Source organism: Pseudomonas grandcourensis (genome assembly GCF_039909015.1).
In the GTDB taxonomy this organism is placed as follows: Bacteria; Pseudomonadota; Gammaproteobacteria; order Pseudomonadales; family Pseudomonadaceae; genus Aquipseudomonas; species Aquipseudomonas grandcourensis.
Genome location: NZ_CP150919.1, coordinates 2,177,844 through 2,199,504 on the forward strand (window position 1 = coordinate 2,177,844; position 21,661 = coordinate 2,199,504).

The 21,661-nt window shown below is 60.7% G+C and carries 23 protein-coding genes; 13 read left to right on the plus strand and 10 right to left on the minus strand.

Going from position 1 to position 21,661, the window contains the following annotated elements:
- The first annotated feature begins 74 nt into the window (after positions 1–74).
- Positions 75–626, plus strand: coding sequence for a DUF4174 domain-containing protein (locus AABM52_RS09790; RefSeq protein ID WP_347911556.1), 552 nt, complete (start codon positions 75–77; stop codon positions 624–626).
- A 68-nt stretch (positions 627–694) separates the two neighbouring features.
- Here AABM52_RS09790 and ampC read toward each other — a convergent pair whose 3' ends face one another.
- The 3 genes from ampC to AABM52_RS09805 form a co-directional block, all read right to left on the minus strand.
- Positions 695–1,834: a class C beta-lactamase gene (gene ampC / locus AABM52_RS09795; RefSeq protein ID WP_347911557.1), complete on the minus strand. Its 1,140-nt coding sequence runs from the start codon at positions 1,832–1,834 to the stop codon at positions 695–697.
- A gap of 130 nt (positions 1,835–1,964) precedes the next feature.
- Entirely contained in the window at positions 1,965–3,308 is a 1,344-nt protein-coding gene (gene gudD / locus AABM52_RS09800) for a glucarate dehydratase (protein WP_347911558.1), read from the minus strand.
- Between the two features lie 12 nt (positions 3,309–3,320).
- Positions 3,321–4,667, minus strand: coding sequence for an MFS transporter (locus tag AABM52_RS09805; protein WP_347911559.1), 1,347 nt, complete (start codon positions 4,665–4,667; stop codon positions 3,321–3,323).
- Positions 4,668–4,947: 280 nt separating this feature from the next.
- Between AABM52_RS09805 and AABM52_RS09810 the strand changes: the two genes are divergently transcribed.
- Positions 4,948–5,658 carry a FadR/GntR family transcriptional regulator gene (locus AABM52_RS09810; RefSeq protein ID WP_347911560.1) on the plus strand — a complete coding sequence of 237 codons (711 nt, stop codon included), beginning with the start codon at positions 4,948–4,950 and terminating at the stop codon, positions 5,656–5,658.
- A 141-nt stretch (positions 5,659–5,799) separates the two neighbouring features.
- Here the strand turns inward: AABM52_RS09810 and AABM52_RS09815 are convergent, their stop codons facing one another.
- Positions 5,800–6,711 carry a DMT family transporter gene (locus AABM52_RS09815; RefSeq protein ID WP_347911561.1) on the minus strand — a complete coding sequence of 304 codons (912 nt, stop codon included), beginning with the start codon at positions 6,709–6,711 and terminating at the stop codon, positions 5,800–5,802.
- Positions 6,712–6,807: 96 nt separating this feature from the next.
- Here AABM52_RS09815 and AABM52_RS09820 point away from each other — a divergent pair, with 96 nt between their 5' ends.
- The gene (locus AABM52_RS09820; protein WP_347911562.1) at positions 6,808–7,671 is read left to right on the plus strand and encodes a LysR substrate-binding domain-containing protein; all 864 of its coding nucleotides are present in this window, start codon (positions 6,808–6,810) and stop codon (positions 7,669–7,671) included.
- A gap of 101 nt (positions 7,672–7,772) precedes the next feature.
- Here AABM52_RS09820 and yegQ read toward each other — a convergent pair whose 3' ends face one another.
- Positions 7,773–9,098, minus strand: a complete 1,326-nt coding sequence (gene yegQ / locus AABM52_RS09825; RefSeq protein ID WP_347911563.1) for a tRNA 5-hydroxyuridine modification protein YegQ — start codon at positions 9,096–9,098, stop codon at positions 7,773–7,775.
- A 164-nt stretch (positions 9,099–9,262) separates the two neighbouring features.
- On the opposite strand from yegQ, the gene AABM52_RS09830 reads away from it, so the two are divergent.
- Complete coding sequence (locus AABM52_RS09830) at positions 9,263–10,324, plus strand: AI-2E family transporter (RefSeq protein ID WP_347911564.1); 1,062 nt, start codon at positions 9,263–9,265, stop codon at positions 10,322–10,324.
- Here AABM52_RS09830 and AABM52_RS09835 read toward each other — a convergent pair.
- The 4 genes from AABM52_RS09835 to AABM52_RS09850 form a co-directional block, all read right to left on the minus strand.
- Positions 10,321–10,512, minus strand: coding sequence for a hypothetical protein (locus AABM52_RS09835; RefSeq protein WP_008052998.1), 192 nt, complete (start codon positions 10,510–10,512; stop codon positions 10,321–10,323). The two genes, AABM52_RS09830 and AABM52_RS09835, sit on opposite strands and share 4 nt — an antisense overlap.
- A gap of 115 nt (positions 10,513–10,627) precedes the next feature.
- On the minus strand, positions 10,628–10,822 hold the full coding sequence (locus AABM52_RS09840; RefSeq protein WP_347911565.1) for a hypothetical protein: 195 nt from the start codon (positions 10,820–10,822) through the stop codon (positions 10,628–10,630).
- A gap of 458 nt (positions 10,823–11,280) precedes the next feature.
- Complete coding sequence (locus AABM52_RS09845; RefSeq protein WP_347906638.1) at positions 11,281–12,306, minus strand: IS110 family transposase; 1,026 nt, start codon at positions 12,304–12,306, stop codon at positions 11,281–11,283.
- Positions 12,307–12,413: 107 nt separating this feature from the next.
- Positions 12,414–12,779 carry a hypothetical protein gene (locus AABM52_RS09850; protein WP_347911566.1) on the minus strand — a complete coding sequence of 122 codons (366 nt, stop codon included), beginning with the start codon at positions 12,777–12,779 and terminating at the stop codon, positions 12,414–12,416.
- 246 nt (positions 12,780–13,025) lie between these two features.
- Between AABM52_RS09850 and AABM52_RS09855 the strand changes: the two genes are divergently transcribed.
- Together AABM52_RS09855 and AABM52_RS09860 are read left to right on the plus strand one after the other, a co-directional pair.
- Positions 13,026–13,844, plus strand: coding sequence for a shikimate 5-dehydrogenase (locus AABM52_RS09855; RefSeq protein WP_347911567.1), 819 nt, complete (start codon positions 13,026–13,028; stop codon positions 13,842–13,844).
- Positions 13,845–13,853: 9 nt separating this feature from the next.
- Positions 13,854–14,372: a cupin domain-containing protein gene (locus AABM52_RS09860; protein WP_347911568.1), complete on the plus strand. Its 519-nt coding sequence runs from the start codon at positions 13,854–13,856 to the stop codon at positions 14,370–14,372.
- A gap of 134 nt (positions 14,373–14,506) precedes the next feature.
- Here AABM52_RS09860 and AABM52_RS09865 read toward each other — a convergent pair whose 3' ends face one another.
- On the minus strand, positions 14,507–15,151 hold the full coding sequence (locus AABM52_RS09865) for a DUF480 domain-containing protein (RefSeq protein WP_347911569.1): 645 nt from the start codon (positions 15,149–15,151) through the stop codon (positions 14,507–14,509).
- 304 nt (positions 15,152–15,455) lie between these two features.
- Between AABM52_RS09865 and AABM52_RS09870 the strand changes: the two genes are divergently transcribed.
- The 7 genes from AABM52_RS09870 (at position 15,456) to AABM52_RS09900 (ending at position 21,635) form a co-directional block, all read left to right on the plus strand.
- Complete coding sequence (locus AABM52_RS09870; RefSeq protein ID WP_347911570.1) at positions 15,456–16,196, plus strand: glycosyltransferase family 2 protein; 741 nt, start codon at positions 15,456–15,458, stop codon at positions 16,194–16,196.
- A complete protein-coding gene (locus tag AABM52_RS09875; RefSeq protein ID WP_347911571.1) occupies positions 16,193–16,471 on the plus strand; it encodes a lipid-A-disaccharide synthase N-terminal domain-containing protein in 279 nt (92 codons plus the stop codon). Before AABM52_RS09870 ends, AABM52_RS09875 begins: the two co-directional genes overlap by 4 nt.
- A gap of 3 nt (positions 16,472–16,474) precedes the next feature.
- Entirely contained in the window at positions 16,475–17,884 is a 1,410-nt protein-coding gene (locus tag AABM52_RS09880; protein ID WP_347911572.1) for a glycosyltransferase family 39 protein, read from the plus strand.
- Positions 17,885–18,015: 131 nt separating this feature from the next.
- Positions 18,016–19,188 (plus strand): acyl-CoA dehydrogenase family protein, encoded by a 1,173-nt coding sequence (locus tag AABM52_RS09885; protein WP_347911574.1) that lies wholly within the window; start codon positions 18,016–18,018, stop codon positions 19,186–19,188.
- Positions 19,185–20,378 carry an acyl-CoA dehydrogenase family protein gene (locus AABM52_RS09890; RefSeq protein WP_347911575.1) on the plus strand — a complete coding sequence of 398 codons (1,194 nt, stop codon included), beginning with the start codon at positions 19,185–19,187 and terminating at the stop codon, positions 20,376–20,378. Before AABM52_RS09885 ends, AABM52_RS09890 begins: the two co-directional genes overlap by 4 nt.
- A 13-nt stretch (positions 20,379–20,391) precedes the next feature.
- The gene (locus AABM52_RS09895; protein ID WP_057714041.1) at positions 20,392–21,174 is read left to right on the plus strand and encodes an SDR family oxidoreductase; all 783 of its coding nucleotides are present in this window, start codon (positions 20,392–20,394) and stop codon (positions 21,172–21,174) included.
- A 2-nt stretch (positions 21,175–21,176) separates the two neighbouring features.
- The gene (locus tag AABM52_RS09900) at positions 21,177–21,635 is read left to right on the plus strand and encodes a MaoC family dehydratase (RefSeq protein WP_347911577.1); all 459 of its coding nucleotides are present in this window, start codon (positions 21,177–21,179) and stop codon (positions 21,633–21,635) included.
- The last annotated feature ends 26 nt before the right edge of the window (positions 21,636–21,661 follow it).

The window sequence follows — 21,661 nt, forward strand, 5'->3', positions numbered from 1 at the left end:
ATTTGCGGCACGTCACCCGGAACGATCGCCGCGATGCGCAATCATTAGAGCGTGGATATCAAAAGGAGATGCGCATGCTCATCAGGTCACTGACCCTGGCTACTTTACTGGCGATTGCCGGCACCTCGTTCGCCGCCGATGGCGACTCACCACTGGACATGGACAAGGGCAGGGCGCGGCCACTGATTGTCATCGCTCCAAGCACCGTTGATCCGAACTGGGTCAGCCTGAAAAAGTCGCTGGATGAGCCGGCCAATCGCAAGGGGTTCACCGACCGCAACATGGTGCTCTACACCGTACTCAACCTGATGGGCCAGCGCGACGGCAAGGACTTGGGGCCACAGGACACGGCGGCGCTGATCCGCTCGCTCAAGCTGGGTGCAGGCGCCAAGACCAAGGTGATTCTGGTCGGCAAGGACGGCGAAAAGAAACTTGAGCAATCGGATGCCTTCAAGCTGGACGAGATTTTCAGCACTGTCGATCAGTTGCCGGCGGCCGAGAAAGAATTTACCGCGACCGTGGCCGCTCCCGTCGCTGAAGCGGAACCAGCGGTCAAAGGCGCCAAGCCCGGGAAAAACAGCAAGCCGGCCAAGCCCTCCAAGCCGCCTGAAATGCCGGATGATTGAGCCTCAATCTTGTGGCGATGGAAGGTTTCTCTGTGGGAGCGAGCTCACTCCCACAGATGGATCAGTCGCTATTGGGAAAGGCCACTCAGAATCCGATGAGCAATCCTGACCCGCTCCGCATTGGGATAATTTTTGTTGGCCAGCATCACGATGCCGATGTCCTTTGATGGCACGTACGCCACGTAAGCACCAAAACCACCGGTTGAACCTGTCTTATTGATCAGCACGTTCTCTGGCTGCGCTTGTGGCGGATTCAGCCACTGGACTTCATGGGCCTGCATGGCCATCGGCGTGGAGTTGCCGTCCAGCAGGCGATCCAGTGTGATCGGGTATCGATACATTTCCCAACCGAGGCCCTGGGTCATATCGCCAACGGTGTAGTAACCGCTATGGGTCAAGGCGATGGCTTGCTGCAATGGCTTTTCCAGGGACGCCGGTTTTATGTTTGCGCCGACGTAGGCCAGCAAGTCCGCAGCGCTGGTTTTCACCCCGTACGCCTCGGAATCCAGCGCACCCGGAGTGACCCGCACCGGTTTGCCTTCCTTGTTGTAGCCCTGGGCATACAGCGCCATCTGATTCTGCGGCACATGCACATAGGTGTGCTTGAGGCCCAGTTTCGGCAGCAGGGTTTTCTCCATCAGGTCATCGAACGGCTGGCCCATGCTTTGCGCGGCGAGGTAGCCGAACAGTCCGAGGCTGGGGTTCGAATATAGTCGGTGGCTGCCGGGGGCGTAGAGTGGTTTCCATTGTTTGTAGTAGCCGAGCATCTTGTCGGCCGAATCATATTCGGCAGGAAATTGCAGCGGCAGGCCGCCAGCGCTGTAGGTGCCCAGTTGCAGCACGCTGATGTGGTCGAACGCACTGCCGCGCAAGGCCGGCAGGACCTGGCTGGCCTTGTCCGATAGCGACAGCTTGCCCGTGGCCTGGGCGTAGGCGGCGAGGGTGGCGGTGAAGGTTTTGCTGACGGAGCCGATTTCGAACAGGGTGTCTTGAGTGACGGGAGTGCCGGTTTCTTTCGACGCAACACCATAGTTGAAGTAATGCGCCTGGCCGTTGACGGTGACCGCCACGGCCATGCCGTTGATACCCTCGGCTTGCATCACCGGTTGTACAGCGGCGTTCACCACTGTCTCGATTTGATCCTGTGCCACGCACTGGCCCGCGGCGAATATCGCCATGCAAGCGGCGATGGTTTTCAGCCTGTCCATGTTGGTTTCATCCGTCGTTGATTCAGTTGCGCGTCATTTTAGGGGCTTAAGCGCCATGCTCCGAGCGCTTTTTAAAATCGGCCGCCAACAGGCGGCCACGCGCAACCTTCGACTCAACGCACTTGGCGATTCAACGCACCAGGCACGGCCGCTTGTTATCGAACTTCCAGTCGGGAATCAGGAACTGCATCGCCACGCTGTCATCTCGGGCCCCCAGGCCCATGCCTTTGTAAAGTTCATGAGCTTTGGCGACCTGATCCATGTCCAGTTCCACCCCCAGCCCCGGTTTCTGCGGTACCTGCACGCAGCCGTCGACGATTTGCAGCGGGGCCTTGGTCAGGCGCTGGCCGTCCTGCCAGATCCAGTGGGTGTCGATGGCGGTGATCTGGCCCGGCGCGGCTGCCGCGACATGGGTGAACATCGCCAGGGAGATGTCGAAGTGGTTGTTGGAGTGCGAGCCCCAGGTCAGGCCCCATTCATGGCACATCTGCGCCACGCGCACCGAGCCTTGCATGGTCCAGAAGTGTGGGTCGGCCAAGGGAATGTCGACTGACTGCAACTGGATCGCGTGGCCCATCTCCCGCCAGTCGGTGGCGATCATGTTGGTCGCGGTCTTCAGGCCCGTGGCCCGGCGGAATTCAGCCATGACTTCGCGCCCTGAGTAACCGTTTTCCGCCCCGCACGGGTCTTCGGCGTAGGCCAGCACGTGGTGCTGATCGCGGCACAGGCGGATGGCTTCTTTCAGTGACCAGGCGCCATTCGGGTCGAGGGTGATGCGCGCATCGGGGAAGCGTTCGGCCAGGGCCGTGACCGCTTCGATTTCCGCGTCGCCGCTGAGCACGCCGCCCTTGAGCTTGAAGTCCTTGAAGCCATATTTGGCGTGTGCCGCCTCGGCCAGGCGCACCACCGCATCGGCGGTCATGGCTTTCTCGTGACGCACGCGGAACCAGTCGTTGTCGGCGTCCGGTTCGCTGCGGTAGGCGAGGTCGGTTTCGTTGCGATCACCGACATAAAACAGATAGCCGAGCATCTTCACTTCATCGCGCTGCTGGCCTTCGCCGAGCAGGGCGGCCACCGGCACGTCCAGGTGCTGGCCGAGCAAATCGAGCAATGCGGCTTCCAGGCCGGTGACGGCGTGAATGGTGATGCGCAGGTCGAAGGTCTGCAAGCCGCGGCCACCGGCATCGCGGTCGGCGAAGGTCTGGCGCACCTGATTGAGAATCTTCTGGTAGGTGCCAATCGGGCTGCCGACCACCAGGCTTCGCGCGTCTTCGAGGGTCTGGCGAATGCGCTCGCCCCCCGGTACTTCGCCAACGCCGGTGTGGCCGGCGTTGTCCTTGAGGATCACGATGTTGCGGGTGAAAAACGGGCCGTGGGCGCCGCTCAGATTGAGCAGCATGCCATCGTGGCCGGCCACCGGAACAATCTGCATGCTGGTGATGATCGGGGCCTTGGCGATTTCTTGTGCAGTCATTTTTTTATCCTTTCAGGCGTGACGTGGCGCAGCTTTGGCCGATTCGACGGCAGGCGCGGGTTTCGGTGTGTTGCGGGCGGCAAACACGATGATGGCGGCGATGATCGAGGTCGCGGCCAGGCCGTACAGCCCGCCCTGAATCGAACCGGTGCGTTCTTCGAGCAGGCCGAAAGTGGTCGGCGCAACGAAGCCGCCGAGGTTGCCCACCGAGTTGATCAGCGCGATGACGCCGGCCGCGATGCGTGCATCCAGATAGGCCTGGGGAATCGGCCAGAACAGCGACGAGGCCGATTTGAAGCCCAGTGCAGCAAAGCAGATCGCAACGAAGGCGAAGACCGGCCCACCGGTGGTGGACATGAACATTCCGGCCGCGGCGATCAGCAGGGCGGTGGCGACCCAGGCTTGCTGGTGTTTCCATTTGCCCGACAAAGAAGCGAAGGCGTACATGCCGACAATCGACAGCAACCACGGAATCGAGTTGAACAGCCCGACCTGGACATCGCTCAGGTCGCCCATCTTCTTGATGATGCTCGGCAGCCAGAAGGTCGCGGCGTAGATGGTCAACTGGATAAAGAAGTAGATCAGGCAGAACAGGATGATCTGGCGATCCTTGAGCAATTTGCCCAGCGACGGCTTGATGGGCGAGGCGGCTTCCCGGGCCAGTTGTTCGTCGTCGATGGCCTTCACCAGCGCGTCCTGCTCTTCGCGGGTCAGCCATTTGGCGTCGTGGGGCCTGGAGTCCAGCCAGAACCAGACGAACACGCACAACCCGACCGAGAACATGCCTTCGATGAAGTACATCCATTGCCAGCCGTGCATGCCCAGGCCGCTGATTTGCAGGAGTAGCCCGGACAGCGGGCCGGAGATCAGCGAGGCAATCGCCGAGCCGCTGAGGAAAATCGCAATCGCCTTGCCGCGCTCCACACCCGGTAACCAGCGGGTGAAGTAGTAGATCACCCCGGGAAAGAACCCTGCTTCGGCCACGCCCAGCAGAAAACGCAGGATGTAGAAGTGGGTTTCGTTCTGGATGAACGCCATGCTTGCGGCGACCAGGCCCCAGGTCAGCATGATGCGGGTCAGCCAGATGCGTGCGCCGACTTTATGCAGAAGGATGTTGGAGGGCACCTCGAACAGTGCATAACCGATGAAGAACAGACCGGCACCCAGGCCATAGGCGGCCGCGCCAATGCCCAGGTCGTGTTCCATGTGGGCACGGACGAAACCGATGTTCACGCGATCAATGTAATTGACGATGAACATGATGACGAACAGCGGCAAGACGTGACGTTTGACTTTGGCGATGGCGGACTTCAGCGCTGAATTGGCGTCGTCGTGCATCCCGGAGATGGATGTATTCACTGCGTTTTCTCCCACTCGTTATTTTTATGCGGGGTGAAGCTGGGTGTTGCGTTGTTGATAGACATCATACAACTAGATTTTTTGATCTTGCAACTACGTTTATTCAATGAAATGGCGCGTTGTCAGAGGGTTTTTATTCTTTTGGTGGTGTCGGATGGCCCTTGAAACGAATCAATATGGGCTTGTTGTTGAGTGTTGTCATACAAGTTAAGCGAGAATTTTCAAGATTCCCGCCCAGCGCGATGCTACGATTCGATAGCCCTGATTTCCGGACACCCCGATGCAAGAAGACCTCGAAGTACCCGCCCGCAAGCGCAGCCACAATCTGGCCCATGACCTGGTGGAGAAACTGACCCAGCGCATCCTGCTCGGCCAGATGTTGCCCGGCGACAAGCTGCCGTCGGAGAACACCATCGTTCAGGAACACGGGGTCAGTCGCACGGTGGTGCGTGAGGCGATCTCGAAGCTGCAGGCCTCGGGGCTGGTGGAGACCCGGCACGGCATTGGCACGTTCGTGATCGAGCGTGCGCCGGAGCAGGGGCTGCGGCTGAATGTCGATACCGCGTTGGGGGTGCGCAGCATCCTGGAGTTGCGCATGGGCCTGGAAACCCAGGCGGCGGCGCTGGCGGCAACTCGCCGCACCGATCTGCTACTGGTGCAGATGCGTGAAGCGCTGGATGACTATCAAAGCCTGCTGGCCAACAACGACAGCTGTGTCGAAGCGGACCGGCGTTTTCACCTGCTGATCGCCGAAGCCACCGGCAACCTGTGCTTCACCGAAATCATGCAGCACCTGGGCAATGCGATGATCCCGCGCACCCGGGTCAATGCCGCCGAGCGTGGCGCGGTGGATTTGAGCAAGCTCGGCCAGTTGGCCAACCTGGAGCACGAGGCGATCCTCAATGCCATCAAACGCCAGGACCCGGACGCGGCGCGGGCGGCGATGTGGCTGCACCTGACCAACAGCCGCGACCGGTTTTCGGCTAGTTGAGGTTGGCTGTTTTTCAGTGGCACCGAGTGATCGTTCTTCGCGAGCAAGCCCGCTCCCACACCAATTGTGTGAGCACTGCAATTCCCCTGTAGGAGCGAGCCTGCTCGCGATAGCGCCAGACCTGACAGCGAAAAGCCTGAATCAGACCCTGACAGCCTGAACAACCACAGCCCGCCGCTCCAGATTCAACGCCAGCACACTCACCAACACCACCAGCCCGCCGACCACGATCATCAATGTCGGTCGTTCGCCGAGCGCATAGGACGCAATGACCATCGCCGTCGGCGGCGTCAGATACAGCGTCATCGTTGCCCGGCTCAAATCGACATGCGCCAGCACATAAGCCCAGACCAGGTACGCCAGGGCACTGGGGAATATCCCCAGGGCAATCACCGCAAACTGCACACGCATTGGCGCCAGGGCGACTTGATCCGCCAGGCCGGGCAAGAAAACCAGCAACAGCGCCGTCCCGGACCACACCGTGTAACACACCAGCGTCAGCCCGTCGTAACGCCCGGTGTGATGCTTTTGCAGGGCAAAGTAGAGACTCCAGGACACCGCCGCCAGCAGGATCAGCAAGCCGTGGGCGTCAATGCTGCCCAGGCCATGATCGCCCGCCACCACAATCACCACGCCCAACAACCCGAGCAGCACACAACCCCAGCGCCACAGGCTCACCTGATCCTTGAACACGAAGCGCGCGATCAGCGTGCTGAACAGCGGCGTGGTCTGGGCCAGGACGCTCGAAGCACCAGCGCTGACACCTTGCTGCCCGAAGTTGATCGCCACGTGGTGCAGGCTCACGGCAAAGAAACCCAGGCCGAACATCAGTGGCAAGTCGCGAAGGCTCGGCAGGCGAATGCCCTTGATTATCGCGACCACGGCCATGAACACAGAGGCCAGCAGAAAGCGCAGGAGCGCCAGGTGCACCGGGTCGTAGGCCTGCAAACCGATGTGGATGCCGGTCGGGGAATAGCCCCAGCACGCCACGACAAACGCCATGGCCAGGATGATTTTCCAGGGTGAAACGGGGGAGGGTATGAGCGGCGTCATGGTCGTGCACCTATGGGCGGATGCACCGAGTATCAGAAAGCGGATCGTTCGCCACAACTGACTTATAATGCTGAAACCGTTCACTGTGGGTGATGTATGGAGCTGGCACAGATTCGCATGTTCAAGACCGTGGCCGATGTCGGCAGCATCGCCCGCGCGGCCGAGCTGTTGCACTGCGTGCCGTCGAACATCACAGTCCGGATCAAGGCCCTGGAGGCCGAACTGGGTGTTGCGCTGTTTCTGCGCGAGGGGCGAGGGCTGCGCATCAGTCCGTCGGGGCAAACCTTCCTGGCCTACGCCTCGAAAATTCTTGCTCTCACCGCCGAGGCCAAGCGCGCGGTCGATCCTTCGGCCGAACCCTCGGGGCCGCTGCGCATCGGCGCCATCGAGTCGTCGGCCACCGGGCGATTGCCGCGCCTGCTGGCGAAATTCCACAAGCGTTTCCCGCAGGTGGCGCTGGAGCTGACCACCGGCACCTGGGCCCAGTTGCTCGACGACACGCTCAATCACAAGCTCGACGGTGCAATCGTCGCGGTCGACGTCGAGCGTGCGCACCTCAAGCGCACGCCGATGTACCGCGAAGAGTTGCTGTTGATCGCCTCAACCTCCCTCGGGCCGCTGCGCGACGTGGCGGACCTGCACGACAAGACGATGTTCCTTTGGCCTCAGGGCTGTCCTTACCGGGCGGCGATGGAGCATTGGTTATTGCGCAATGGGTTGGCGCTGCCGATTGTCAGCCTGGCCAGCTATGGCGCGATTGTCGGTTGCGTCAGCGCCGGGGCCGGCGTGGCGCTGGTGACTAAAGGGGTTTTCGATCAATACGCCAAGGGCGCCGGGTGCGTGGCGTTCGAGTTTCCCGAACTGACGGCAATCGAGAGCCTGTTCTACTGGCACGAAAACGCCGGGGTGCACCCGGCGCGTGAGGCGTTTGTGGCGATGCTGCGCGAGGAGTTTGCCTAGGTTCAGGATCAGCCAATGTAGGAGCTGCCGAAGGCTGCGATCTTTTGATCTTGAAAGGCAACGTCAAAAGATCGCAGCCTTCGGCAGCTCCTACAGGGGGGTTACGGCGTGCCGATATCCCGCATTAGCAGGCCAAAACCTAAATCCACCGCATCCGGTATCGGCAAATACACCGTATGCCCATCCCCCGGTGCAACCTCGATCGCTTCACCCTTGGCGTTTTGCAACTGATGCAGATCAAAGTGGAAGTTGCCCTTGGGCGTCATCAGCTCCATGTGATCACCCAGACCGAAGCGGTTCTTCACCTTGACCTCGGCCAGGCGGTCCCGCCGCTGTCCGGTCAACTCTCCGACAAACTGCTGGCGCTCCGAGACCGAGCTGCCGTTCTGGTAGTTCTGGTATTCGTCATGCACATGCCGGCGCAGAAAGCCTTCGGTGTAGCCGCGCTGGGCGAGGGATTCCAGGTCGGTCATCAGGCCGCGGTCGAAGGCTCGGCCCGCCACTGCGTCGTCGATGGCCCGGCGATACACCTGGGTGGTGCGCGCGCAATAAAAGTGCGATTTGGTCCGGCCTTCGATTTTCAGGGAGTGCACGCCCATGTGGGTCAGGCGTTCGACATGCTGCACGGCGCGCAGGTCCTTGGCGTTCATGATGTAGGTGCCGTGTTCGTCTTCGAAGGCCGGCATCTGTTCCCCGGGACGATTGGCTTCCTGCAACAGGAACACCTGCCCGGTGGGCGCGCCGATGCCCAGTGCGGGTTCCGGCTGATACTGCTGCACGATCTCGCCGAGCTGGTTTTCCGTGGCTGGTTGCGCCGAATATTTCCAGCGACAGGCGTTGGTGCAGCTGCCCTGATTGGCATCACGCTTGTTCATGTAGCCCGACAGCAGGCAGCGTCCGGAATAGGCCATGCACAACGCGCCGTGCACGAACACCTCCAGCTCCATGGCCGGCACTTGCTCGCGGATCTCGGCGATTTCTTCCAGGGACAGCTCCCGGGACAGGATGATCCGGCTCAAGCCTTGCTGCTGCCAGAACTCGACGCTCGCCCAGTTCACCGTATTGGCCTGCACCGAAAGGTGGATCGGCATCTGCGGGTAGTGTCGGCGCACCAGCATGATCAGGCCGGGGTCGGACATGATCAGCGCATCCGGGGCCATGGCGATCACCGGTTCAAGGTCCTTGAGGAAGGTCTTGAGCTTGGCGTTGTGCGGCGCGATGTTCACCACCACGTAGAAGCGCTTGCCCTGAGCCTGTGCCTCGCGAATGCCGAGGGCCAGGTTGGCGTGGTCGAATTCGTTGTTGCGCACCCGCAGGCTGTAGCGCGGCTGGCCGGCGTACACGGCATCGGCGCCGTAGGCGAAGGCGTAACGCATGTTTTTCAGGGTGCCGGCGGGGGCGAGCAGTTCTGGCGCGGTGAGGTTCATGGCGGTGTCGGTCGCAAAAGCCGCACAGGGTAAATGCCCTGTGCCAAGGGTTTATTGACCTGGATCTATGCTTGATCAACAAACCGATGGCACTCGCGCGAGCCGTGGTTGACTAAACATCAAGGCGAACGTTTTTCGTCCTGACTGGCTGGCACGGATCCGACATGAACGAAACGACCCTGCAAGACAAATCACTGACGGTTTTGCTGGTGCTGGTGAGTGCTGCCTTCATCTGGATCCTGCTGCCGTTTTATGGCGCGGTGTTCTGGGCGGTGATCCTCGGCATCGTCTTTGCGCCACTGCAGCGCCGGCTGCAAGAGAAGTTCGGCTGGCAACGTAACCTCACGTCGCTGTGCACATTGAGCATTTGCCTGGTGATCGCGATTCTTCCGGTGATCATCGTCAGCGCCTTGCTGGTTCAAGAGGGGGCGTCGCTCTACAAAAGCGTCGAGAGCGGCGAACTCGATATTGCCGGGTACGTGTCGCAGTTCAAGCACAGCCTGCCGCCGTATTTCCAGCATCTGCTGGATCGCTTCGGCATGGGCGAGTTGAGCGGGCTGCGAGAGAAAATCATCAAGAGCGCAATGACCGGAGGCCAGGTGCTGGCCTCTCAGGCGTTCAGTTTCGGCCAGGGCACGTTCGAGTTCATCGTCAGTTTCTTCATCATGCTGTACCTGCTGTTCTTCTTCCTGCGCGACGGGGCGGAACTGGCGCGCAAGGTGCGTGCGGCGGTGCCGTTGCAGGAACAGCAGAAACGCCGTTTGCAGCTCAAGTTCAATCGTGTGGTGCGGGCTACGGTGAAAGGCAACCTGTTGGTGGCCATCACCCAAGGCGCGCTGGGCGGTGTGATCTTCTGGATTCTGGACATTCCCAGCGTATTGCTCTGGGCGGTGTTGATGGCGTTTCTGTCGCTGTTGCCGGCGGTGGGGGCGGGAATCGTCTGGGTGCCGGTGGCGGCGTTTTTCCTGCTCACCGGGGCGATCTGGCAGGGCGTGGTGCTGGGATTGTTCGGGGTCTTGGTGATCGGGCTGGTGGACAACCTGCTCAGGCCGTTACTGGTGGGCAAGGACACCAGAATGCCGGACTACATGATCCTGATCTCGACCCTCGGCGGCCTGGCGATTTTCGGGCTGAACGGCTTTGTCATCGGCCCGTTGATCGCGGCCCTGTTCATGTCGAGCTGGGCCATTTTCATTGAAACCAAACCGCGGGTGCAGCTGCCTTAGGCGCTGAGCCTGCCGGACTGGCCAGTGCCGATGCGTTGCGACAGTTCTTGGGCTGCGGGCAATGAAGTGAGCGGGCCGCTGATCTGCACGCCGTCCTGCACAAGATACCAGCAGGCGAGCATGCCCAGCTCCCTGAGCTGTGCGGGGACGGCGCTGCCGATAACGGACATGATCTGAACCTTGGACATGACAAGTACCTCCATCAATCTGTGGAGTTACTTTAAGGTCCGGGTGTCTTGAGGAGTAATCAACGCTTTCGATAGTGGTCATTGATGCCAGAGGGGGTAAACGACCGTTGGCAGGTCAGCTGACCACCTGATCGAGCAAATGAACCACTTCCTGCTCGTTGAGCAGGCCCTTGCGCACCAGGCTTTGCGTCAGCAGCGAGAGAAACTTGGCGCTGCGATGACCTTCCAGGTGCTTGAGTTCGGTCAGTGCGTTGTACACCTTGCTGGAGGTGCACAGACCGACGATGCGGTGCGGGTTTTGCGTTGGCATGTGGTCGTCCTTGTTGTTTTCAACTGTTATTGACGGACAGCACCGAGCTTGCGGAACTGTCATGACAAAAATATGACCGTTTTTTGCCGCACGGCAGAAAACGGGTCGAGTCCATCTTGCCAATTTCCGCCACGCGCACTGTCCCGATAGCGACCTTGGCGAGATTTATCCAGACCTGCACCGACAAACGGGCATAAAAAATCTATGGTCGCCCCCATTTTTGCAATACTGATTAACGGGTGGTGTGGTTGGCCTGCTTAAATCTATCCGGCGTCTGTTTGGGGCATGCCCCAGCGCCACGATGAGAATCGCGCCTGACGATCCTAAAAAGCCCATCGGCTTCTAAAGCCGATTTTTATGCCAGGATCTTCGCCAGGCCGGTAGGCCGTTCACGTCATCTGTTGTTCAGCTATCGCAAAACCTGAAGGGTGAGTCGTGGTACTGCAACAACCTCAGGGTCAGGCGTTCAAGGCGTCTGGCCCTGCTTCATATTGCGTATGGTGAGTTGCGATCGCCCAGGCGATACGCGCCAGTTTGTTAGCGAGGGCACAGGCCACGACATTCGAATGTCGTCGACTGAGCAAGGCTCGTACCCAGTCAGCCAAGGCCCCTTTCTGGTGCTCCAGCCTCTGCATATAGACCCTGGAGCATTGCACCAACAGTTGTCGCAGGTGCTTGTCACCCCGCTTGCTGATCCCCAGCAAATTTGCCTTACCGCCTGTGCTGTACTGCCTGGGCACCAGTCCCACTGAGGCGGCAAAATCGCGACTGCGCCGGTACTGCTTGGCATCGCCCATTTCCACAGCCAGCAGGCTGGCGGTGATCGGGCCGACACATGGCATGCTCAGTAAGCGACTACCCAGATCATCGTCGGCCAGTTGGCTCGCCAGCTCTTTATCCAGCGCCCTGATTTGCTCATCCAGGTAAACGAAGTGATCGTGCAGACGTTGCAGCAACACCGTCAAACGAATGGGCAATTCGTGCTCGGCCAAGACATTTGTCAAACGCTTCATGATTGCCAGGCCTCTGGGCAGGCTGACGCCAAATTCCAGTAGAAAACCGTGCATCTGATTAGCCGTTTTTGTGCGGTCATGCACCAACGATTCGCGCATCCGATGCAGAACAGACAGGGTTTGCTGGGACTCGGTTTTAGGCGTCACAAAGCGCATAGATGGACGGGAAGCCGCTTCACAGATCGCTTCAGCATCAACGAAATCATTTTTGTTGCCCTTGACGAAGGGCTTAACGAACTGCGGGGAAATCAGCTTGGCCGTGTGTCCCATTGCCGCTAGCTGACGAGCAACAAAATGCGCCCCCGCACAGGCTTCCATCACCACGATACAACTCGGCACGTTGCCGAAAAGCTGCATCATCTGCGTCCGAGAGAGCTTCTTGCGAAACACCTCGTGGCCTGATTTATCCTGGCCGTGAAGGTGGAAATTATGTTTACCGAGATCGATACCGATCAGTGCTGACTGGATCATGATGATGGCCTCCGAAAACAAAACACCCTGCGAAAGCGTAGCCCTCGCAGGGTGTGGGGGTGACCATCTCATTAGCCCCGCTTTATCAGCGGGGCTGGATGAATTCGTTACCAGCGGCCGTGATGGCCGTAGTAGCCGCGTGGCGGGCCGTAGTAACCACCGGGTGGTCCGTAGTACACCGGGGCCGGGCGGTAGTAGATCGGTTGTTGCACGTAGACCGGGGCCGGCTGGTAGTAAACAGGAGGCGGTGGTGCGTAATAAGCCGGCGCGGGCTGGTAGTAGACCGGTTGCGGTGCGACATAGACCGGGCGGTTGGCGTTGATCAGAGCCGAGCCGACAATGGCAGTACCGACGATCGCGCCAAACACCGCTGGGCCCTGCCAGTAATTACCACCACCACCATGGGCTTGCGCCTGTCCTGCGATAGCGAGGGCGCCGATCAGTAAGGCAACTGTGGAGACTTTACGGATCATGATAGTTCCTCGGTTCTTCAGCCCGGCGCTTGTGTCTGCAATAGACCCAAGGATTGTCGCGGGGATACTTCTAAGACAGCGTTTTTCTGAAAAACAGCACGGCCGCGAGGTAAATTTTGTGTAAGGTCTGTACCGACTTTCTTACCGACCCGTGTAAGCCCGTGCGAACACACTTATATGATCGATCAGAACCCGATGGAGGGCTAATCCCGTCCATCCGAAAAGTGCATTTGAAGGAGCTTCCCCATGCAGATGAACCCCAACAAAGACACCCAGCTGTGCATGTCCCTTTCAGGACGCCCCGGGAACTTTGGTCTGCGTTTTCACAATCATCTGTATGAACAGCTGGGCCTGAATTTCTACTACAAAGCTTTTGCCAGCCAGGACCTGACGGGTGCCGTCGCCGGCATTCGCGCACTGCGGATTCGCGGCTGTGGCGTGTCGATGCCGTTCAAGGAAGCCTGCATTGCCCTGGTGGATGAACTCGACGCATCGGCCGCCGCCATTCAATCGATCAACACCATCGTCAACACCGACGGTCATCTCAAGGCCTACAACACCGACTACATCGCCGTGGCCCAATTGCTGGAAAAACACCAGGTGCCCAAGGACTCGACCTTTGCCTTGCGCGGCAGCGGCGGCATGGCCAAGGCTGTGGCGAGCGCCTTGCGCGATGGTGGCTATGAAAACGGCCTGATCGTGGCCCGCAACGAGCGCGCCGGGCAGGCGCTGGCGCAGTCGTTGGGGTATGAGTGGCAGGCAGAGTTGGGGAGTCGTTGCCCGCAAATGCTGGTCAACGTCACCCCGATCGGCATGACGGGAGGACCGGAGGCCGATCAACTGGCCTTTGAGCCTGATGTGATCGAAAAAGCGGACACTGTCTTCGATGTGGTGGCGATTCCCTCGGAAACGCCGTTGATCGTGCATGCTCGTGCCGAAGGCAAGCGGGTCATCACCGGGCTGGAAGTGATCGCGATCCAGGCGTTGGAGCAGTTTGTGCTCTATACCGGCGTGCGGCCAACGGATGAGCAATTCCAGAAGGCCGTGGCGTTTGCCCGCACCTAGGAGGTGTCCATGCATCCCCCCATTCTCAATCTGGATTCAGTCGAACTTGAACCACTGCCCGAAGCGTTTGCGCCGAGCGGTGAAACCGCCGGTCGCTATCAACAGCGCCTGGCCCGCGTCGGTCAGCAACTGGGGGCGCAAAAGCTGGGTTATCGCCTGTATGTGCTGGAGCCAGGCATGCGCGGCAGCCCGTTTCACAGTCATCGGGTCAATGAGGAAATGTTCTACGTTGTGGCCGGGGAAGGGCAAGTCCGCCTGGGAACCGAACGATTTCCAATCCGTGCCGGTGATGTGATCGCGTGTCCGCCGGGTGGGCCTGAAAAAGCGCATCAGATCATCAATACCAGCCACGGCGAGTTGCGGTACCTGGCTATCAGCACCCAGCAATCGCCGGAAATCTGTGAATACCCGGATTCCGGCAAATACGCCGTGATGGATGACTTCAAGGTCGATGCCGAGGGTAATGCTTCGGGTTTTGTTGCAGTGGCCCGGCAAGCCGATGGGGTGGATTACTGGGACGGCGAGTAAGCGCAGCCCCCAAAACCACTGTAGGGACGAGCCTGCTCGCGATAGTGTCGGCCCATCCGGCATTGATGTGACTGACAGTCCGCCATCGCGAGCAGGCTCGCTCCTACAGGTTTTGTGTCGGGCAATCATCCAGGCTATTCGAGCCGAGACAGCCTTTCTTCCAGCGCCGCAATCCGCGCTTCCAGTTCTTCGATCCGTTCAACCGAAACCCCGCTGCTGCCACGCTCGGCCGGGTTGTTTCGTGCCGCCATGATCGCTTCGATATCCGCCGGATCGCCCAGTGCGTGGGTGTAACGGTCTTCTCGCTGGCCGGCCTGACGTGGAATCAGCACGGCCAGACCCCGGGCAATCAGGCGTTCGAGTTGATGCACCACCTGTTCGGCATCTTCGAATTCATGCATGCGGCCGCTGCGGGTCAGCAGTTCATTGACGGTCTGCGGGCCGCGCAGAAACATCAGCCCGGTCAGGATGACCTGCGCCGGCACCAGTTCCAGGGCCTTGTCGACCTTGTGTTCCCAGCGGTCGGCGCGACTGCCCATCACCAACCTGGTGAAACCGCGTCCTTCGAGGACGCGCAGGCTATGGCCGACCTGGCCTGGTGTGAGGTTCATCACCGGCTCGCGGCTGGTTTTCTGGTTGCAGGCAATCACCAGGGCATTGAGGGTCAGGGGATAGGTTTCCGGGCTGGTGGCCTGTTTCTCGATCAACGAGCCCAGAATGCGGATTTCCGTACTGTCGAGCCGCTGCTCGTCTAAAGTCGTCTCTTGCTCAGTGCTCATGGTTCTGCATCCTTACCCGATTCATGTTTTTCACTTGCGTGAGTGCACTTTAGATGGGCAAGCGCCAATGGCAACCGAATTCGTTGCGTCATCAAGTGAATGATGACAAAAAGTGTATGAAATATTAACGCCGTTTTTACAATTGGCCGGGCACCGTATGCGGGGTCGCGCGCGAGTGCGTCCACAGGGTGGGGTAGTGTTGGGTCATCGCCCAAAATAGCTGAACCCTGCATCGAGTCGGCCGGTGTACGACACCTTCATTCGCCTCTGATAAAAGAAATCCAATAAAGGCGAGAGTGACTCTATGAGCCAAGACATTTTTGTATCCGTACTGATCCCCGCCAAGAACGAAGCGAACAACCTCAAGCCATTGCTTGAGGAAATCCGCGTGGCACTGGCCGACGAGGCTTACGAAATCATCGTGGTCGACGATGGCAGCACCGATGCGACCCTGCAGGAACTGCGGCAGATCCGCCAAAACGGTTTGAACACCTTGCGCATCCTGCATCACGAGCGTTCGCTGGGGCAGAGCACCTCGCTGTACCACGCGGCCCGCGAGGCCCGCGGGCAGTGGCTGGCGACCCTCGATGGCGACGGCCAGAACGACCCGGCGGACATCCCTGGCATGCTCGCGCTGGTGCGCGGCGAACCGGGCAAGGTCGATGTGCAACTGGTGGCCGGGCACCGGGTCAATCGCCGTGACACCGCGAGCAAACGCTACGCCTCGCGGTTCGCCAACAACCTGCGTCGGCGCCTGCTCAAGGACGCCACCCCGGACACCGGGTGCGGCCTGAAGCTGATCGAGCGCGCGGCGTTCTTGCGCCTGCCGTACTTCGACCACATGCATCGCTACATTCCGGCGCTGATCCAGCGTCATAACGGGCGCATGATCGTGCACCCGGTCAACCACCGGCCGCGCACGGCCGGGGTGTCGAAATACGGCAACATCGACCGCGCACTGGTCGGCATTCTCGATTTGTTCGGTGTCTGGTGGCTGATCAAGCGCACGCGGTTGAACACCATTGCCCAGGAGATTGAAGGATGAATCTCACCCGCGAAGCCTTGTGGCTGATCGTCGGTTTTGCCGGCCAGATCGCCTTTACCGGGCGGTTTGTCCTGCAGTGGCTGTACAGCGAGTACAAGAAACGCAGCGTGATCCCCGTGAGCTTCTGGTACCTGAGTATCGTCGGCAGCACCTTGCTGCTCGCCTACGCCATTTACCGCCAGGACCCGGTGTTCATCGCCGGGCAGGCGTTTGGCTCCATCGTCTACTTTCGCAACCTGCAATTGATCAAAAAAAGCAAACACCTAAAGGAGTAGGTCATGCGCGGATCGTTATCGACCCGAAATATTACGTTGCTCGTGGCCATCGCGGTGGCGTTGCTGTTTTTCTGGGGGCTGGGCAGCGTGCCGTTCCTCAGTGTCAACGAGGCCCGCCGCGCCGTAACCGTGCGCGAAATGCGTGAAGCGGGAAGTTGGTTGCTGCCTTATATGAACGGCGACTTGTATCTCTCCAAGCCGCCGTTTTTCTATTGGGCCGGTCTGGTTTCAACGGCGGTGCTGGGCAGCTTGTCCGAGTGGAGCGTGCGCCTGCCTTCGGCGCTGGCTGCCGCCTTGTGCTGTTTTGGCACTTATCTGTACGGCGTTCGGCAGGCGGGGCGGCAGGTTGGTCTGTTCGCCGTGGTGTTCCTGGCCGCGAACGGTGCCTTCAGCCTGTTCGCACGACGCTCGGAAATCGAGATGCTGCTGACCCTGCTGTGCTTCGGCGCACTGCTGGCGGCCTGGCAGTTCATCTTCCTGCAAGGTCGGGCCTTGTGGAGTCGACTCAGCTACGTGCTGCTGGGTTGCGCGCTGCTGACCAAGGGGCCGGTTTGCCTGTTGTGGGTGACGGCACCGATCCTGGCTTACGCCTTGATCTACCGCGATGCCCGGGCCAAGGCTTATCTGAGCGACGGTTGGGGCTGGCTGATTGCTCTGGTGCTGGGCAGTTCCTGGTACATGGCGGTGTCTGTGAGTCAGGGCTGGGGCATCTGGGCCTCGATCATCAGCGAAGACATCGTGAAGAAGATCGACGGGCAGGGCGCCGAGGCCTGGTACGCGTATCTGTTGTACCTGGCCGGGGATTTCTTCCCGTTCTGGCTGATCGTGTTCGTGCAGCCGCGCAAGTTCTGGGCAATGATCCGCGCGCGCCGCGAGGCGGGCATGTTGCTGATTTGCAGCCTGTTGCCGCTGCTGGTGTTTTCCCTGTTCACCGAAAAACATGGCAAGTACCTGTTGCCGGTCTATCCGTCCATGGCGTTGCTGCTGGCGATGCACTGGTCGGCGTTGCTCGATGACCTGAAGGGGCGCTGGCGCACGGTCCTGGCCGTTGTGCCCTACGTGATGCTGGCCGGGTTCGTGGTGTTCTACATGTTCGTCGAAGCGCGGGTGCTGTCGCACCGGTTCGGTGGTCTTGAGCAGGTTGCCACGCTGGCTAATGGGCAACCGGGTCAGAAGGCTTATACCCTCGGTGAGCCGGATATCCGTCTGGTCTACTACATGGGCCGGCCAGTGGCGCCGCTGACGGTGGCGCAGTTGCAGTCCGAGTCGCGTCCGGCGGGGTTGCTGTTTGTGCAAGAACCCCTCGCACCGGAACTGCAGAACCTGGCGTCGTGCCAGGTCGGTGAAGTCAACCCGTACCTCAAACCGCACCGTGCGGCGCTGCTGGTACGCATGGGTGGCGATTGCCGCTGAGTCACCGCAGCACATCACCCGTTCGGACTAGGCAAGGCTAACGATTCTGCCGCGTCCGGGCGGCGCCAAACTTCATGCTCAAAGGGGTGTTGCGCCACGCGCGCCCCGCCAAACGAGCAGAAGGCGCCGCGATGGAGTTTGCATTCAGCGACGAACAGGAAATGATCCGCGCATCGGCCGAGGGTTTCCTCGCCGATGTCTCGGATTCTGCCGCCGTGCGCGCGGCAATGGTCAGTGAACGGGGTTTCGACGAAGCCCTCTGGCAGCGTCTGTGCCAGGAAATGTACTGGCCAGCCATTCATATCCCCGAAACCTATGGCGGCCTGGGCCTCGGCTTTGTCGAGCTGACGATCCTGCTGGAACAAATGGGCCGGCGTTTACTGTGCTCGCCGTTTTTCGCCACCGCCTGCATGGCCACGCCTGCGCTGTTGCTGGCGGCCAATGAAGAACAGAAGCAGCGTTGGTTGCCGTCGATTGCCGACGGCAGCGTGACTGCGACCCTGGCGTTCAGCAGTGCCAATGGCTGGTCGGCCGACGATGTCCAGGCAACGGTGGCGGCCGAAGGCGACGGGTTCGTCCTCGACGGCACCCTCAAGCATGTGCTCGATGGCCATGGCGCCGACCTGTTGATCATTGCCGCACGACAACCCGGAACCACTGGGAAAAAGGGCATCAGCCTGTTTGCCGTGAGCGCCGTACGCGCAGGCATCGAACGACAAATGCTGCCGACCATGGACCAGACCCGGCGCCAGGCGCGGATCCAGCTCAAGGGCCTGTACCTTGAAGCCGACTGCCTGCTGGGTGAGTTCGGCAACGGCTGGCCGCACCTTGAGCGCGTCCTGCAACTGGCCTGCATCGGCCTGGCTGCCGAGCAGACCGGCGGCGCGCAGCAGGTGCTCGACCTCAGCGTGGCCTACATGCAGGAGCGCCAGCAGTTCGGTCGCCCGATCGCCAGTTTTCAGGCCCTCAAACACCGCGCCGCCGACATGATGCTGCAAGTCGAATGCGCGCGGTCGGCCAGTTATTACGCCGCGTGCGTGGCCCAGGAAGTCCTCGATCCCCAGGGTGATCCGCAGGTCGCGGCCGAACTGCCGCTGGCGGCGGCGCTGGCCAAGGCGCAGTGCTCTGAAACCTATTTCCATTGCGCGTCCGAATCGATCCAGTTGCATGGTGGCGTCGGTTTCACCTGGGAATATGACCCGCACCTCTACTTCAAGCGCGCCCGCGCCAGTGAGAGTTTCCTCGGGCTACCGGCCTGGCATCGCGAGCGCATTGCTTCGGTGATTCTGGGAGAGCAGCCATGAAAATCAGTTTCAGCGAGCAGGACGAATGCTTCCGCCGGGAAGTGGCCGACTGGATGAGCGCCAACCTCTGCGGCGAATTCGAAGCCCTGCGTTTTCGCGGCGGCCCGGGCGACGAGCACATGTTTCCCGAAGAGCGCAAAGCCTGGGAGCGCAAACTCGCCGAAGGCGGCTGGACCTGCGTCGGCTGGGCACTGGAGCATGGCGGACGCGGCCTGTCGATCACCCAGCAGGTGATCTTCAACGAAGAGTACGCCCGCGCTGGCGGCCCAGGTCGCATGGGCCACATCGGCGAGGGCCTGGCCGGGCCGACCATTGCCGCGTTCGGCACGGTAGAGCAGCAACAACGGTTTTTGCCGGGAATCGTCAGCGGTACGTCGTTCTGGTGCCAGGGCTATTCAGAGCCGGGCGCCGGTTCCGACCTGGCCAACGTCAAGACCCGCGCAACGCTGGATGAAGCCACCGGCAGTTGGATCATCAATGGCCAGAAAGTCTGGACCTCCCTGGCCCACGAGTCGGACTGGTGCTTTGTCATCGCCCGCACCGAACCGGGCAGTGTCGGCCATCGCGGTCTGTCGTTCCTGCTGGTACCGATGGCCCAGACAGAAATCACCGTACGACCCATCGAGCAACTCACCGGCACCTCGGAATTCAACGAAGTGTTCTTCGACGATGCCCGCACCGACGCCACCAACATCATCGGTGCACCGGGCGAAGGCTGGAAGATCGCCATGGCGCTGCTCGGCTTCGAGCGTGGTGTGTCGACGCTCGGCCAGCAGATGCAGTTTCAGAACGAACTCAACGAAATCATCGCCATCGCCAAGGCCAATGGCGCCGACCGCGACCCGATCCTGCGTCAACGCTTGGCCGAAGCCTGGAGCGGGTTGCGGATCATGCGCTACAACTCGTTGCGCATGCTCTCGGGTAGCCAGGACGGTTCGCTGCGCAAGGAGGCGACCATCTACAAGCTGTTCTGGTCGACCTGGCACGCCAGCCTCGGCAAGTTGGCGATGGACGTCCTCGGCGCCGAGGCGGAATTGCTCGAAGCCGCGCCTTACCAACTGACCCGTTTGCAGTCGCTGTACCTGTTCAGCCGCGCCGACACCCTCTACGGCGGCAGCAACGAAATCCAGCGCAACATCATCGCCGAGCGTGCCTTGGGCATGCCCAAAGAGCCGCGTCCGCGCGCCTGAAAGGAGAGAGTTCATGTCTGTACCTCAATATGTTGAAGGTCGCGGTTTGCTGCGCGGCAAGTCGGTGCTGATCACCGCCGCCGCAGGCGCCGGGATCGGATTTTCCGCCGCCGTGCGTGCCGCCGAAGAAGGCTGCCGCGCGCTGATGATCAGCGATATCCATGAAGGCCGGTTGGCCGAAGCCGTGCTGAAAATCCGTGAAACCACCGGGCTGCAACACGTGTTCGGCCAGGTCTGCAACGTTGCCGACGAAGCCCAGGTGCAGCAGCTGATCGCCTGCGCCGAGCGTGACCTGCAAGGCGTCGATGTGTTGATCAACAACGCCGGGCTTGGCGGCTCGCGGTTGCTGGTGGACATGGCCGACGAAGAGTGGAATCGGGTCATCGATGTGACGCTCACCGGCACCATGCGCATGACCCGCGCCATGTTGCCGAAAATGATGGAGCGGCGTGCCGGGGTGATCGTCAACAACGCCTCGGTGCTGGGCTGGCGCGCGCAGAAAGAACAGGCGCACTACGCCGCCGCCAAGGCTGGCGTGATGGCGCTGACCCGATGCGCAGCGGTCGAAGCCGCTGACTACGGCATCCGCATCAACGCGGTCAGCCCGAGCATTGCGCTGCACGATTTCCTGCGCAAATCCGCACCCCAGGCGGTGCTTGATCAACTGGCCGCCAACGAAGCCTTCGGTCGTGCCGCCGAAGTCTGGGAAGTGGCCAACGTGATGATGTTCCTGGCCAGCGACTACAGCTCCTACATGACCGGCGAAGTGTTGTCGGTGTCCAGCCAGAGGGCGTGACCATGCCACGTATTTTCGACACGCCGATGGCCTTGTTCGACGCGGTAGGCGAATCACTCGGCGCCAGCGACTGGCTGTTGCTGGAGCAGGACCGCATCGACCGCTTCGCCGACGCCACGGGCGATCACCAGTGGATTCACGTCGATCCGGTCAAGGCCGCCAGCGGCCCGTTTGGCACCTGCATTGCCCACGGCTACCTGAGCCTGTCGCTGGTCAATCTGTTCTTGCCGCAGATCGTCGAGGTCCGTGGCCTGTCTATGGGCGTCAATTACGGCTGTGAGCGGGTGCGTTTCCCTTCGGTGGTGCGCGTCGGCTCGCGGGTGCGCGGCAGTGCGCAATTGATCGCGGTCGAGGAAGTGAAAGGCGGCGTGCAGGCGACCATCCGCGTCAGCGTCGAAATCGACGGTGAGGAACGTCCCGGCTGCGTGGTCGACACCATCAGTCGTTATTACCCGGCCTGACCTTCAACAGCATTTTCGAGGAATCC

Coding starts and splice junctions, on each gene's coding strand:
- AABM52_RS09815 (WP_347911561.1), bottom strand. CDS start 6,711: ATGACGCCGCTCATACCCTCCCCCGTTTCACCCTGGAAAATCATCCTG.
- AABM52_RS09810 (WP_347911560.1), top strand. CDS start 4,948: ATGCAAGAAGACCTCGAAGTACCCGCCCGCAAGCGCAGCCACAATCTG.
- AABM52_RS09875 (WP_347911571.1), top strand. CDS start 16,193: ATGAATCTCACCCGCGAAGCCTTGTGGCTGATCGTCGGTTTTGCCGGC.
- AABM52_RS09850 (WP_347911566.1), bottom strand. CDS start 12,779: ATGATCCGTAAAGTCTCCACAGTTGCCTTACTGATCGGCGCCCTCGCT.
- AABM52_RS09840 (WP_347911565.1), bottom strand. CDS start 10,822: ATGCCAACGCAAAACCCGCACCGCATCGTCGGTCTGTGCACCTCCAGC.
- AABM52_RS09860 (WP_347911568.1), top strand. CDS start 13,854: ATGCATCCCCCCATTCTCAATCTGGATTCAGTCGAACTTGAACCACTG.
- AABM52_RS09835 (WP_008052998.1), bottom strand. CDS start 10,512: ATGTCCAAGGTTCAGATCATGTCCGTTATCGGCAGCGCCGTCCCCGCA.
- AABM52_RS09895 (WP_057714041.1), top strand. CDS start 20,392: ATGTCTGTACCTCAATATGTTGAAGGTCGCGGTTTGCTGCGCGGCAAG.
- AABM52_RS09870 (WP_347911570.1), top strand. CDS start 15,456: ATGAGCCAAGACATTTTTGTATCCGTACTGATCCCCGCCAAGAACGAA.
- gudD (WP_347911558.1), bottom strand. CDS start 3,308: ATGACTGCACAAGAAATCGCCAAGGCCCCGATCATCACCAGCATGCAG.
- AABM52_RS09880 (WP_347911572.1), top strand. CDS start 16,475: ATGCGCGGATCGTTATCGACCCGAAATATTACGTTGCTCGTGGCCATC.
- yegQ (WP_347911563.1), bottom strand. CDS start 9,098: ATGAACCTCACCGCGCCAGAACTGCTCGCCCCCGCCGGCACCCTGAAA.
- AABM52_RS09820 (WP_347911562.1), top strand. CDS start 6,808: ATGGAGCTGGCACAGATTCGCATGTTCAAGACCGTGGCCGATGTCGGC.
- AABM52_RS09790 (WP_347911556.1), top strand. CDS start 75: ATGCTCATCAGGTCACTGACCCTGGCTACTTTACTGGCGATTGCCGGC.
- AABM52_RS09855 (WP_347911567.1), top strand. CDS start 13,026: ATGCAGATGAACCCCAACAAAGACACCCAGCTGTGCATGTCCCTTTCA.
- AABM52_RS09865 (WP_347911569.1), bottom strand. CDS start 15,151: ATGAGCACTGAGCAAGAGACGACTTTAGACGAGCAGCGGCTCGACAGT.
- AABM52_RS09885 (WP_347911574.1), top strand. CDS start 18,016: ATGGAGTTTGCATTCAGCGACGAACAGGAAATGATCCGCGCATCGGCC.
- AABM52_RS09890 (WP_347911575.1), top strand. CDS start 19,185: ATGAAAATCAGTTTCAGCGAGCAGGACGAATGCTTCCGCCGGGAAGTG.
- AABM52_RS09900 (WP_347911577.1), top strand. CDS start 21,177: ATGCCACGTATTTTCGACACGCCGATGGCCTTGTTCGACGCGGTAGGC.
- AABM52_RS09830 (WP_347911564.1), top strand. CDS start 9,263: ATGAACGAAACGACCCTGCAAGACAAATCACTGACGGTTTTGCTGGTG.
- ampC (WP_347911557.1), bottom strand. CDS start 1,834: ATGGACAGGCTGAAAACCATCGCCGCTTGCATGGCGATATTCGCCGCG.
- AABM52_RS09845 (WP_347906638.1), bottom strand. CDS start 12,306: ATGATCCAGTCAGCACTGATCGGTATCGATCTCGGTAAACATAATTTC.